Origin of the sequence: Curtobacterium sp. VKM Ac-2861 (assembly GCF_013204965.1) — a bacterium.
Lineage (GTDB): Bacteria > Actinomycetota > Actinomycetes > Actinomycetales > Microbacteriaceae > Curtobacterium.
The window spans coordinates 20015-32967 of record NZ_JABMLA010000001.1 but is presented as its reverse complement, the minus strand read 5'-3'; the positions used below and the strand labels follow the sequence as shown (position 1 = coordinate 32967).

The following is a 12953-nucleotide window of genomic DNA, read 5'->3' as shown; positions in this document are numbered from 1 at the left end:
GGTCCGCCCTCTTCCAGTTATCAACACCAGGTCAGCCCACGAAAGCCCGCGGGCCAGAGCAGCTAGGTTAAGTCCCGTGAAGGCTGTCGACGCGAATCTCCTCGATCTACTCAAGGTGACGAGTCAATTCGAGGTCCCCATCTATCAACGGGCGTACGCATGGGGCCGTGCCGAGTGTGAGCAGCTCTGGAAGGACATCCTTCGGGCTGGCGGCAACGAAGAGCTCGGCGCTCACTTCACGGGATCCGTCGTGTACGTGGAGAAAGCCGCGGGCACGCAGACCAACCAGGCGCCGAGCCTCATCATCGACGGTCAACAACGCGTCACAACCGTCAGCCTGATCCTCGCAGCGCTCGTCTCCCACCTGGAGGGTCCAGCCGCCGAGGATCGCGAACCACTCGAAGGCTTCTCCGCTGAGGAGATCCGCGACTCCTACCTCACGAATCGGTTCAAGATCGACGAACGGCGATACAAACTCCTGCTCTCCCAGGACGATCGGGGCGCACTGAAATCGGTCATCGATGGCACCGAGCCTGCGGCAGGGTCGACTAGCCGCGTGTTCGACAACTTCGAGTTCTTCCGTGCCCAGATCAGGGCGTCGTCCACCGATCTGGCGACGGTGTGCCGCGGGTTGGCGAAGTTGCAGGTGGTCGACGTGCACCTGCAGCTCGGGATCGATCACCCGCAGCTCGTGTTCGAGGCGATGAACTCAACCGGCAAGCGGCTCTCGCAGGCGGATCTCATCCGCAACTTTGTGCTGATGGGGCTGACGACGAACGCGCAGGAACGGCTTTGGACGGGTTACTGGCGGCCAATGGAGCTTGATTTCACCGGCGCCGGTTCCGAGTCGGCGTTCGATGACTTCGTACGGCACTACCTCGCCACCGTCACCGGCAGCATCCCGCGACTCGGGGACATCTACGACGCGTTCAAGGACTACGCAGCCATCCGGATGCAGCGCGGCGAATCGATCGATGTCCTCGTCCTCGAGCTGCGCGAGTACTCCCGCCGGTACAGCGCCATCGCGCTCGGCCGCGAACCCGACAAAGCACTGCGGGCAGCGTTCGACGATCTCGTCCAGATCCGCGCGGACGTGGTCTACCCCTTCCTCCTCGAGGCGTACACGGACTACGACTTCGAGGTGACCAACAAGGACGAGCTGCTCGAGATCGTCCACATGGTGACCTCGTACGTCGTGCGACGCGCCGTCACCGGCTGGGCCACGAACTCGCTGACCACCACGTTCCAGAGCCTGGCGCGCGCCCTCCGGAAGGACCGCTACGTCGAAAGCGTCAAAGCACACTTCCTGCGCCTGCAGGGATACCGGACGTTCCCGACCGACGCCGAGTTCGAGGAGAAGCTGCAGTCGTTCGACGCGTACCACTTCAAGCGGCGCTCATACTTCTTCCGGTCGTTGGAGAACCACGGCCGGAAGGAACCCGTCCCGACGGACGAGTACACAATCGAGCACATCCTTCCGCAGAACGAGTCACTCCGTCCGGAGTGGCGAGCCGACCTCGGCGAGCGATGGCAGGAGATCCAGTCGGCGTACCTGCACACCCTCGGCAATCTCACACTGACCGGGTACAACTCCGAATACTCAGACCGGCCGTTCCGTGAGAAGCGGGACATGGAAGGTGGCTTTAGGGAGAGCCCGCTTCGCCTCAATCAGGGCATCGGGCAGCTCGACATCTGGGACGAGTCCGCCATCCAGAATCGCGCCGTTCGGCTGGCTCAGCAGGCGCTGCGAATCTGGCCTCGGCCCGCGCTTCCGCTCGAGGTGCTCGCGACGTACCAGGAGAGCCGGACAGAGTCGCAGTACACGATTGCAGACCACCCGAATCTGTTCCGGCCGGAGCGCCGTAGGGACTTCGAGCGGCTTCGCAACGAGGTCATGTCGTTCGATCCTTCCGTCAGCCTTGATTTCCTGAAGGTGCGCGTGGCCTTCCGGACGGAGACGACGTTCCTCGACGTCGTCCCGCAGGCGTCGCGGCTGCTCCTCGTGCTGAACATCCCGATTACAGCGCTGCGCGACGAGCGCCGACTCGCCCGTGACGTCAGCGGGATCGGGCACTGGGGAGTCGGTAACACACAGGTTCCTCTCGACGACACAACCGACTTCAACTACGTTCTCGGCCTCGTCCGGCAGGCGTACGAATACCAGGTTCTCGCGTAAAGAATTGTCCGCGTCTGCATGCTTTCCGGGCTAGGAGGCAGTCGCACCCAGAATAATGTTGACCGGGTCCTCGAGTGACCGGGCTCTCCGGTACAAGGGCATCAGCGAGGTCGGGCTATCGTCGGCTGCGTACAGGGTGGCGTTGTCAGCGAGCACCGCTGACGGCTGATCGCCCCGACGGATCATCCAGAAGTGTCGTAACGGCAGGCCAGCTTCGTCCGGGCATGCCCGGACAGCCGACTCGAGGCCCTCGAACTCGCTGACCCACGCCGGCATCGCCTCAGGGGTGAAGTACGACGCGCCATACGAGTGCGTGCCAACAGTGAGTCTGATTCGGTCGTTGATCGTGCGGCCCAAGACGGCGGCGATGATTCGATAGGTCAGAGATCGAGGTGTAGTGGGGTCGGCAGAGGCCGTCGTCCATCCCACCGCGGTTTCAATGAGCTTCACCACCTCGTGGGGATCCTCAGCCTCGAAGATTGCCTGCCAGCCGATGCCATCGACGGCTCGGTGGTCTCCGCGCGTCAGGTGAATGCTGCCGTTGAAGTTCATGAACACCGAGCTGCCCGAACGCGGGTCAAAGGTTTCAAGACCATGGTAGAAGCCATCCATTGGCCACGTTTCGGCGATTTTGAAGTGGCTGTGCCGGCGAGCGAGCTCGCTGGACACCCACCACGCCTGGGTGAGTTTGAATCGTTCCGCGATCTGCATCAAGGCTCCATGTCGAAGGTCGTTGTCGGGGTTGCTTGACGGTGCCGCTTCAGACGCCCAAGCCTCTTCTGCAGGCGTCCAATTCACGGGTCCCGGCGGAGTCTCGACGCCCAGGTCACTCTTCGCCCATGGGATCGACCCCGGAATCGGACGACGTGTCGTACGAGCCCGGCCAGGCGGTGGGTGCCGGCCCGAAAGCGCGTCGAGCTGCGCGGACCGTCAACTCGGCCATGCCCAGGTTCGCACCGCCACCGATGACTGCGCCAATTCCGAACGGGACAACGTTGCCGAGCACGATGATGCCCTGCTTCGTGCCCCATTTCGTCACAAAGTTCTGGCCGAGGACCTTATTGATCTGCTTGAGTTGCGACACGGGGATGGCGTTGACGATGGCTTTCGCCCAGTGCGGTCCGGTCCGCCCCGCGACCTTCTCGATCGTCTGCGAAGCGCCGCCGCCGAGGACAACGCCTAGAACTAGCGTGCGACGGCGCTCAAGCTCGTCGACACGGACGCCATGCACTTCCGCGACGGAGAGCGCAAACAGCGCGCTCAGTTCCAGTGAAGATAGAACCTCCCCGCCCGCGAGAGCCAGTCCCGCGGCAGTACCGACTCCGGGGGCGGCCGCGACGGCGCCGACGGCGGCGCCGGTTCCAGCCAGGGCGGTGCGATACATGCTCTCAAGCGTGTGCACGACTTGCTGCGGAGTCGCTTCCGGGTTGCGTTGCCGGGCACGGGCAATATTCCCTGCGACCACGGCGCCCTGCACGCTGAGCGCTTTGTCCAGCGCCGCGGTGATGAGATTGCGTCGGTGCTCTGGCGTCAAGTCGTCTTCTCCAAGCGGCATGCTGGTCACCTGCACAGACTAGAGCGAGCCTTACTCGTGTCGCGAGGGGACACCAACCCGACCGTCCACTCGCCCAGCAGCAACGTGCCACGAAACTGGGAAGTGGCGACGGCGCGGGCAGCCGATATCGTGAGACAGTGATAGCCGGGGAACTCAAGAGCAAGATCGACCGAGTCTGGGACGCGTTCTGGTCCGGAGGCATCTCGAACCCGCTGGAGGTGATCGAGCAGATCACGTACCTGCTGTTCGTCCGCCGGCTCGACGACCTCCAGACACTCGCGGAAAAGAAGGCGCGCGTCACCGGCGGCAGCATCGACCGACAGATCTACGGGCCCGGCCAGGAGCAGTTGCGGTGGAGCCGGTTCAAGAACGATGAGCCTGAGACCATGTGGCGGATCGTCGGAGAAGGGGTCTTCCCGTTCCTCCGTGCTCTTGGCGGTGATGGGTCTACGTACGGCGAGCACATGCGCGACGCCCGGTTCACCATCCCGACGCCCGCGTTGCTATCGCGGGTCGTCGACATGCTCGACGAGATCCCCATGGCCGAGCGCGACACCAACGGCGATCTGTACGAGTACCTGCTGTCGAAGATCGCCTCCGCTGGAGTGAATGGTCAGTTCCGTACGCCCCGCCACATCATCGACCTCATGGTCGCCATGATGGCCCCGCAACCAGCAGACGAGATCTGTGATCCCGCAGCCGGTACCGCAGGGTTTCTCGTGGCTGCGTCGGAGTACGTGCGACGCGAGCACCCGGCCGTTCTGACCAACGCTGCACAGCGCTCGCACTTCCACACGAGCATGTTCCACGGGTTCGACTTCGATTCGACCATGCTCCGCATCGGCAGCATGAACATGCTCCTGCACGGCATCGAAGCACCCGACATCCGCTACCGCGACTCTCTCTCCGAAGGCGCCAGCGACGATGCCGAGCGATACACGCTGATCCTTGCCAACCCGCCCTTTGCCGGCTCTCTCGACTACGAGTCGACGTCGAAGGACCTGCAGCGCGTCGTGAAGACCAAGAAGACCGAGCTTCTCTTTCTTGCCCTCTTCCTGAAGCTGCTGAAGCCCGGCGGCCGCGCGGCCGTCATCGTGCCCGACGGGGTGCTGTTCGGCTCGTCAAGCGCGCACAAGACACTGCGGCGCATGCTCGTGGAAGACCAGAAGCTCGACGCGGTCGTCAAGCTACCCTCCGGCGTCTTCCGCCCCTACGCAGGAGTATCGACAGCAATCCTGTTCTTCACCAGAACGAACTCCGGCGGCACCGAAGACGTCTGGTTCTACGACGTGCATGCCGACGGCTTCTCCCTCGACGACAAACGGAACCCGATCGAGGCAAGCGATCTCCCAGACGTCTTGGCCCGCTGGGCGAACCGCGGCACGAGCGAGCGAGCCCGGAGCCGAACCGACCAGTCCTTCACGGTGCCGAAGGCGGACATCGCCGCGCAGGGCTACGACCTCTCTCTGAACCGCTATAAGGAAATCGTCCAAGACGAGGTCGAGCACCGACCGCCTCTCGACATCATTGCCGACATCGAGGTACTCGAGGCAGAATTGGCTGACGAGCTCGCGACCTTGAAGGCAATGCTCGCATGAGAATCGTACGTTTGTCTGACGTTGCCACAGTGAATCCGAGAGGAGATCGAGTTCGTCCAGAACAGAGCGTTTCGTTCGTCGGGATGGCTCAGCTTGATCAGGTGACGGCAGAAGCAACTCCGCTCGACTCGCGGAAATTCTCCGCCGTTTCCAAGGGGTACACGGTTTTCCGGAATAGGGATCTGCTCGTGGCGAAGATCACGCCCTGCTTTGAAAATGGGAAGATCGGCCGTGCCATTCTCGATGAAGAAATCGGGGTCGGTTCAACCGAATTTCATATTGTGCGCCCGGGACCCGACGTGGACGATGCATACCTTCTCCATTTCCTCCGTCGCCGAGAAATTCGTCGATCAGGCGAGTTACGCATGACCGGAAGTGGAGGTCAGCGCCGCGTTCCGGCGGATTTCATGCGGATGCTTGAAGTTCCGCTCCCGCCGCTCGACGAGCAGCAGCGGATCGCCGCGATCCTCGACCAGGCCGAAACTCTGCGCGCGAAGCGCCGCCGAATTCTCGACCACCTTGAATCGGTACGAAAGGCTCTATTGGACGAGCTCGTTGCGAGCAGAGAAGATGGGAAGTCTATACGTCTCGGAGACTTGGCGGAGGTGTCGTCAGGGATCACGAAGGGGCGTGTCGCGAAAGCTCCCATTGCGGGCTCGGTGCCCTACTTGGCGGTTGCCAACGTTCAGGACGGCCGGCTGGAGCTCGCTTCGGTGAAGAGCATTGATGTGACTGATGCTGAGATGCGGCGCTTTCGTGTCCTTAAAGGCGATTTGTTGCTAACAGAAGGCGGCGACCCGGACAAACTCGGACGTGGTGCTCTATGGAATGACGAACTCCCTCTCGCGTTACACCAGAACCACATCTTCCGTGTGCGGCTCGCGAACGAGTCTGTGGTTCTCCGCAAATACTTGAGCGCATACATCTCGTCAAACGTCGCCAGGGCGTATTTCTTACGCTCTGCAAAGCAAACAACCGGCATCGCGTCTATCAATATGACTCAATTACGTGACCTGCAGGTTTGGATTCCCTCCATGGAGCGCCAACGCCAGTATGTTGCGCGCCTTGACGCACTTTCGAAAGTGGCGCAATATACGGCGCTACGCTCGATGGACGAGTTGTTCGAGTCACTCGTGTCTCGCGCGTTCCGAGGCGAACTGTGAGCTTCAACTTCAATTTCGTGCGGCACGCATGGCCGGATGTGTTCGAAGATGCGTCCCGGGCAGAGTCGTACCTCTCAGGTGACCCGCGCTCCGCGTGCTTTTATAGCCGTCGGGCGGTGGAGCAGCTCGTCGGCCACCTCTACGATGTCCTCGCCCTGCCGGTCCCGTATCAAGACGACCTCGCGGCGCGCATCAATGACGTTGGTTTCGCGCGCGTCGCGGGGGTCGGGATCAGGCAGAAGCTGAACTTGATACGGAAGCTTGGCAATCAGGCGGTGCACGCGCAGCAGCCGGTGCGTCCTGATATCGCGTTGGCCGCGCTACGCGAGCTGCATCACGTGCTGGTGTGGGCGATGTTCCGGCATTCGGCGCATCCCGAGGGCGTGCCCACCGGTGCGACATTCGATCCCAAGCTCGCAGCCAGTGCTGCCCCACTCACACGGGAGGACGTGCAGCGGCTCGCGGCGAAGTTCGCCGCGCAGGACGAAGCCCACGCCAAAGCACTCGCGGACCGTGACGAGGTCGCGGCGGCGCAAGCTGCTGAGATCGGGCAGTTGCGCGCGCAGGTAGCTGCGGCGCAAGCTGCGAACCACATCTCCGATGACCACGACTACTCCGAAGCCCAGACACGCGACCTGTTCATCGACGTGCTTCTTGCCGAAGCCGGCTGGCCGCTCGCCGATCGGCGTGATCGCGAGTTCGAGGTCACCGGCATGCCGAACGCCGCTGGCGTCGGCTTCGTCGACTACGTGCTGTGGGGAGCGGACGGGCTGCCGCTCGCCGTCGTCGAGGCCAAGCGCACGACGAAGAGCCCCCTCATCGGGCAGCAGCAGGCGAAGCTGTACGCCGACTGTCTCGAGGCGATGTTCGGACGTCGACCGGTCGTGTTCTACACCAACGGATACGAGCACTGGCTTTGGGACGATGCGGCCGGGTACCCGCCGCGGCAAGTCGCGGGGTTCTTCACCCGCAGCGAACTAGACCTCATGATCCAGCGTCGCACCTCCCGACAGCCGCTGTCCGACGCCCCCGTCAGCACAGACGTCGCCGGTCGGCACTACCAGGTACGGGCCATCAGGGCTGTCGGGGACACGTTCGATCGACGGCAACGGCAAGCACTCCTGGTGATGGCGACCGGCTCGGGAAAGACCCGCACCGTCATCGCGTTGGCCGATCAGTTGATGAAGGCGAACTGGGCGAAACGCATCCTGTTCCTCGCCGACCGCACCGCGCTCGTGAAGCAGGCAGCGAACGCGTTCAAGACGCATCTGCCGAGCGTCACCACAGTGAACCTGGTCACCGAACGCTCCGCCGAAGGACGCGTCTATGTCTCGACCTACCCAACGATGATGAACCTCATCAACCAGACCGACGACGGCGGCGACGGGCCGACGCGCCAGTTCGGGCCGGGATACTTCGACCTCATCGTGGTCGACGAAGCGCACCGGTCGATCTACCAAAAGTACGGGGCGATCTTCGACTGGTTCGACGCGATGCTCGTCGGCCTGACTGCCACGCCGAAGGACGAAGTCGACCACAACACCTACCGACGATTCCACCTCGAGGACGGCGTGCCCACCGACGCATACGGCTTGGACGAAGCCGTCGCCGAGGGGTTCCTCGTCCCACCGTACGGCGTGTCGGTCGGCACCCGTTTCCTGCGTCAGGGCATCCGCTACGACGACCTCAGCGAGGCCGAGAAGGACGACTGGGACGCTCTCGACTGGGGCGAGGGCGGCACCCCCACCGCCATCGACGCCGAGGAATTGAACCGGTTCCTGTTCAACGAGGACACCGTCGACAAGGTGCTGGCGACCTTGATGACGGATGGGTACAAAGTCGCCGGCGGTGACCGCCTCGGCAAAACGATCGTGTTTGCGAAGAACAAGGACCACGCCGAGTTCATTCAGCGCCGTTTCGACGAGCAGTACCCCGAACACGCAGGACACTTCGCGCGCGTCATCACCCACGGCACCCCGTACGCGCAGAACCTCATCGATGAGTTCTCCATCGCCGACCACGCGCCGCACATCGCGATCTCCGTCGACATGCTCGACACCGGCATCGACGTCCCCGAAGTCGTCAACCTTGTGTTCTTCAAGACCGTTCGGTCGAAGTCGAAGTTCTGGCAGATGATCGGCCGCGGCACCCGCCTCAGCCCCGACCTGTTCGGAGAAGGGCGGTCGAAACAGGACTTCCTCGTCTTCGACTTCTGCGGCAACCTTGAATTCTTCAGCCAAGACCTTCCTGGCTCCGAGGGCTCGACGCAGAAGTCACTCACCCAACGGCTGTTTGAAGCCCGGCTCGGTCTGATCACCGCCCTCGACCGAACGCAGATCGATGCTGACCTTCGCGCCTCTGCCGCAGGCACCCTGCACGAGGTCGTCGCAGGTATGAACCTCGACAACTTCCTCGTCCGGCCCCAGCGACGCTGGGTCGAGCAATACGCCGACCAGGCAGCGTGGGACGCACTCACACCTCAAGATGCATCGGATGCGCTTGAGCACCTCGCAGGTCTTCCATCGAGCGTGGTGGACGATGACACCGACGCGAAGCGCTTCGACCTACTGATTCTGCGCCGACAGCTCGCGCAACTTGACGGCGACCTCACCGCAGCAGAACGGGTCCGTCAAACGGTGCAGGCCATCGCGACGGCGCTGCTGGCGAAGACCGCGATCCCGTCCGTCGCGGAACAGGTCGTGCTCCTTGAGGAGGTCGCCAGCGACGACTGGTGGATCGACGTGCCCCTGGGCATGCTTGAAGTCGCGCGCGTTCGCATTCGCGCGCTGGCACGGTTCGTACCGAACGTCACCCGCCCTCGTGTGTACACCGACTTCATCGACGAACTCGGCGACGCCACTGAAATCGTGCTGCAGCACACAACGCCGGGGACGGACCTTGAACGGTTCCGCGCGAAGGCGACCGCGTATCTGCGACAGCATGAGGACCACCTCGCGCTGCAGCGACTCCGCCGCAACCGTCAGCTCACGGCAGACGACCTGGAAGCCCTCGAGCAGATGCTGCTGGCGAGCGGGGCAGGGTCACAGGCCGACATTCAGTTGGCGGCCGAGCAGGCGCATGGGCTTGGATCGTTCATCCGGTCGCTCGTCGGCCTCGACCGAGATGCGGCTCTCGAGTCGTTCGCACGCTTCCTCGACGGCTCACGCTTTTCCGTCGACCAGATCCGATTCGTCCATCTCATCGTCGACGAACTCACCGCCAACGGTCTGATGGACGCTGGACGCCTGTACGAATCGCCGTACACAGACCGGGCCCCAAGCGGCGTCGACTACCTTTTCGATGACGACGACGTTGCAGCTATCGTGCAGATCCTTCGCGATGTGCACAAACATGCCCAACCCCGAACCGTGGCCTGAGAGAGGCGCGCTGACGCGCGGTCGCGGCACGATCGAGTGCCCGGTAGGCAAGTCGAAATCGGCAATTTCTCGCCACGAGGGCACTTTGCCGATAACGCTCAATATGGATTCGAACCTGGATCTCACGGTGTTGAGCCGTGGCTTGGATCGACTGTGGCAACCTTGATCGACAGCTCGGCTCGCGGGCTTCCTCTCGTGCGCTGGGTCTATCCCCACGTCAACACGAACCGCCCCCGCGTCCCGCCGGCCTCCAACCGCTCATGCGCCTCCACAGCCCGCGCCGCCGGCAGCACCTCAGCGACCCGCGGCGTCAACGTCCCACTCTCCACCGCGTGCCGCAGCTGCTCGAGCTTGTCGAACGACCGGTACTCCGAGAACACCATGATCTGCACGAACTCGATCCCCCGAGCCCCCTTGCCCTGCCACCCCCGCACGTCGAAGAAGACTCCCCCGTCACGAACGGCGTCGACGACCTCGTCGCGCTGCACGGCAGCATCGGCGAGCGCATCGACCCCGTCCGGCACGAGGTCACGGACAGCGGAGGCGAAGGAAGCTCCTCGCGGCACCACGTGGTCCGGCCCGAGCGACCGGACGAGTGCTTCGTCCGCCGGAGCAGCATCCGCGATCACGGTCAGCCCGGCGGCCTTCGCCAGCTGCACCACGTAGTTCCCGAGCAGCCCAGCGGCCCCGGTGACGGCGAGCGTCTGCCCCGGCGCGAGCGAAGCGTGCGACAGGATTTGCAACGCCGTCAGCCCGTTCATGGGCACCGTGGACGCAGCTTCGATCGACGTCCCCCGAGGGATCCGCGTGAACGACCCCACCGGCGCCACGAGCTCCTGCACGTACGCCCCACCGTGGGCGCTGAGCGGCAGCGCGATCGCCATGACCTCGTCGCCGACCGCCCACCCGGTGACGTCGGGCCCGACCTCGTCGATGACCCCGGCGGCGTCCATCCCCGGCACGTACGGCGGCGAGGCCTGCGAGCTGTCCCGCTGCCCGGCACGCACCCCCGTGTCGGTCGGGTTCACGGCGAACGCCTGCACCCGGATCCGCACGGATCCCGCACCGGCGTGCGGCTCCTGCACCTCGTGGACGGCGAGGGCCTCGGGCCCTCCGAACTGTTCGACTCCGACGACCTGCATCCTCCCGGTCTACGCGGACGTTGCTTGACGCAACCTGACGCGACCCACCATCGGACGGGAGGCACAGTGCCAGCCCGCCACGGGCCTCCAGACCGAAGACGGTGGCGTCCACCGCCCAGCGCACCATGCAGGAAGCGCGATATCGCAATACGCGATCCGGGAGAAAACAGAAACATGCCCTCCCCGTGTGCGAGCACCCGACAGGGAAACCACGCCATCCCCCGATCGGAGGATGCAGCACCACCGCCCCCACCGATCCCCCGCGGCGCCCCACCGGCCAGGCTGGACCCATGCCCGAGTCCCCCGCCATCGAGGTCCAGCACCTCAGCAAGCAGTACGCCACCGGCAAGGTCGCCGTCGACGACGTGAGCTTCACCATCCAGCCCGGCGAGACCTTCGCCCTCCTCGGCCCGAACGGCGCCGGCAAGTCCACGACGGTCGAGATCCTCGAGGGCTACCGGTCCCGCACCGCCGGCGAGGTCCGCGTCCTCGGTCACGACCCCGCACGGACGAGCCGCAGCCACAACGCACGCATCGGCATCGTCCTGCAGACCAGCGCCGAGTCCCCGAACGTCACCGTCGCCGAGCAGCTGAACCACTTCGCGACGCTGTACCCGAAGCACCGCACCACCGAGGAACTCCTCGCAGCGACCGGCCTCGAGCAGCAGCGCAACACCCGCATCGCTCGCTTGAGTGGCGGCCAGCGCCGCCGCGTCGACGTCGCCCTCGGCATCATCGGCCGCCCCGAGGTGCTGTTCCTCGACGAACCGACCACGGGCTTCGATCCCGAGGCCCGCCGCCAGTTCTGGGACCTCCTGCGCCAGGTGCAGTCCGAGAGCACGACGATCCTGCTCACCACGCACTACCTCGACGAGGCTGCACAGCTCGCCGACCGGGCAGCGGTGATCGCCGACGGGAAGCTGCTCGACATCGCCCCGATCGACGAGATCGGCGGAGCCGAAGCCCGCACACCACGAGTCCGCTGGCGCGACGATGCCGGCGAACACCACGACGAACGCACGACCGACCCGACCGCACTCGTCCGCAGCAGCACCACGGCCATGCACGACCTCGAAGTCATCCGCCCGTCCCTCGAGGACGTCTACCTCGGAATGGTGGGCCAGAAGTGAACACCGCGACCAGCCGCATCTCGTACGAGATCCGCTCCTACTTCCGCGCACCCGACGCCGTCTTCTTCACGTTCCTCTTCCCCATCATCATGCTGGCGCTGTTCTCGGTGGCCTTCGCGGACGCCGACCCGATCCGCGCCGTCGCCGGCAACGGCCGACCGATCAGCGTCGACTACGCCACCTACTACCTGCCCGGCCTCGTCGCGACGGGCATCCTGCTCTCCGGCACCCAGTCCCTCGGCGTCGACATCGCGACCGAGCGCAGCGACGGCACGCTGAAGCGCCTCGGCGGCACGCCACTGCCGGTCCTGAGCTACTTCGTCGGCAAGATCGGCATGGTCCTCGTCACGACCATCGTGCAGACGGCGCTGCTGCTCGGGATCGCGAGCCTGGTGTTCGGCGTCGACCTGCCGACCGACGCGAGCAACTGGGGCGTCTTCGCGGGCGTGATGGTCCTCGGCATCGCCACCAGCTGCGTCCTCGGCATCGCGATCTCGGCGCTCCCCCGCGAGGGCCGCCGCGCCACGGCGACGATCGTCCCCATCGTCCTGGTGCTGCAGTTCATCTCGGGCGTCTACCTGCCCTTCACGCAGCTGCCCGACTGGCTGCAGAACGTCGCGTCCGTCTTCCCCCTGCGCTGGATGGCGTCCGGCATGCGGTCCGTCTTCCTGCCCGACGCGTTCGCGTCCGCCGAGCCGGGAGGCGCGTGGCACCTCGCCCTCGGAACGCTCGTGTTGGTCGCGTGGCTGGTCGGGGGCACGATGGCCTGCGCCCTCACCTTCCGCTGGAACCGCAAGGACTCCTGATGGCGC

General features: G+C 64.6%; 9 protein-coding genes. 6 read left to right on the top strand and 3 right to left on the bottom strand.

The window, feature by feature from the left end; translation table 11 throughout:
• The first annotated feature begins 76 nt into the window (after window positions 1–76).
• The gene (locus HQQ88_RS00110) at window positions 77–2176 is read left to right on the top strand and encodes a DUF262 and DUF1524 domain-containing protein (protein WP_173168308.1); all 2100 of its coding nucleotides are present in this window, start codon (window positions 77–79) and stop codon (window positions 2174–2176) included.
• A gap of 30 nt (window positions 2177–2206) precedes the next feature.
• Here the strand turns inward: HQQ88_RS00110 and HQQ88_RS00105 are convergent, their stop codons facing one another.
• On the bottom strand, window positions 2207–2887 hold the full coding sequence (locus HQQ88_RS00105) for a hypothetical protein (protein ID WP_173168307.1): 681 nt from the start codon (window positions 2885–2887) through the stop codon (window positions 2207–2209).
• 115 nt (window positions 2888–3002) lie between these two features.
• The gene (locus HQQ88_RS00100) at window positions 3003–3740 is read right to left on the bottom strand and encodes a hypothetical protein (RefSeq protein ID WP_216833870.1); all 738 of its coding nucleotides are present in this window, start codon (window positions 3738–3740) and stop codon (window positions 3003–3005) included.
• 128 nt (window positions 3741–3868) lie between these two features.
• Between HQQ88_RS00100 and HQQ88_RS00095 the strand changes: the two genes are divergently transcribed.
• The 3 genes from HQQ88_RS00095 to HQQ88_RS00085 are packed head-to-tail and all read left to right on the top strand — an operon-like array spanning window position 3869 to window position 9869.
• Window positions 3869–5329, top strand: coding sequence for a class I SAM-dependent DNA methyltransferase (locus HQQ88_RS00095; protein WP_173168306.1), 1461 nt, complete (start codon window positions 3869–3871; stop codon window positions 5327–5329).
• Window positions 5326–6492, top strand: coding sequence for a restriction endonuclease subunit S (locus tag HQQ88_RS00090; protein ID WP_254066811.1), 1167 nt, complete (start codon window positions 5326–5328; stop codon window positions 6490–6492). Before HQQ88_RS00095 ends, HQQ88_RS00090 begins: the two co-directional genes overlap by 4 nt.
• Window positions 6489–9869, top strand: coding sequence for a DEAD/DEAH box helicase family protein (locus HQQ88_RS00085; protein WP_173168304.1), 3381 nt, complete (start codon window positions 6489–6491; stop codon window positions 9867–9869). The genes HQQ88_RS00090 and HQQ88_RS00085 overlap by 4 nt, the downstream gene beginning before the upstream one ends.
• Before the next feature lie 206 nt (window positions 9870–10075).
• Here HQQ88_RS00085 and HQQ88_RS00080 read toward each other — a convergent pair whose 3' ends face one another.
• Window positions 10076–11011, bottom strand: a complete 936-nt coding sequence (locus tag HQQ88_RS00080) for an NADP-dependent oxidoreductase (protein WP_173168303.1) — start codon at window positions 11009–11011, stop codon at window positions 10076–10078.
• Window positions 11012–11301: 290 nt separating this feature from the next.
• Between HQQ88_RS00080 and HQQ88_RS19255 the strand changes: the two genes are divergently transcribed.
• Together HQQ88_RS19255 and HQQ88_RS00070 are read left to right on the top strand one after the other, a co-directional pair.
• The gene (locus HQQ88_RS19255; protein ID WP_173168302.1) at window positions 11302–12141 is read left to right on the top strand and encodes an ABC transporter ATP-binding protein; all 840 of its coding nucleotides are present in this window, start codon (window positions 11302–11304) and stop codon (window positions 12139–12141) included.
• On the top strand, window positions 12138–12947 hold the full coding sequence (locus tag HQQ88_RS00070) for an ABC transporter permease (RefSeq protein WP_173168301.1): 810 nt from the start codon (window positions 12138–12140) through the stop codon (window positions 12945–12947). Before HQQ88_RS19255 ends, HQQ88_RS00070 begins: the two co-directional genes overlap by 4 nt.
• Window positions 12948–12953: the final 6 nt, after the last annotated feature.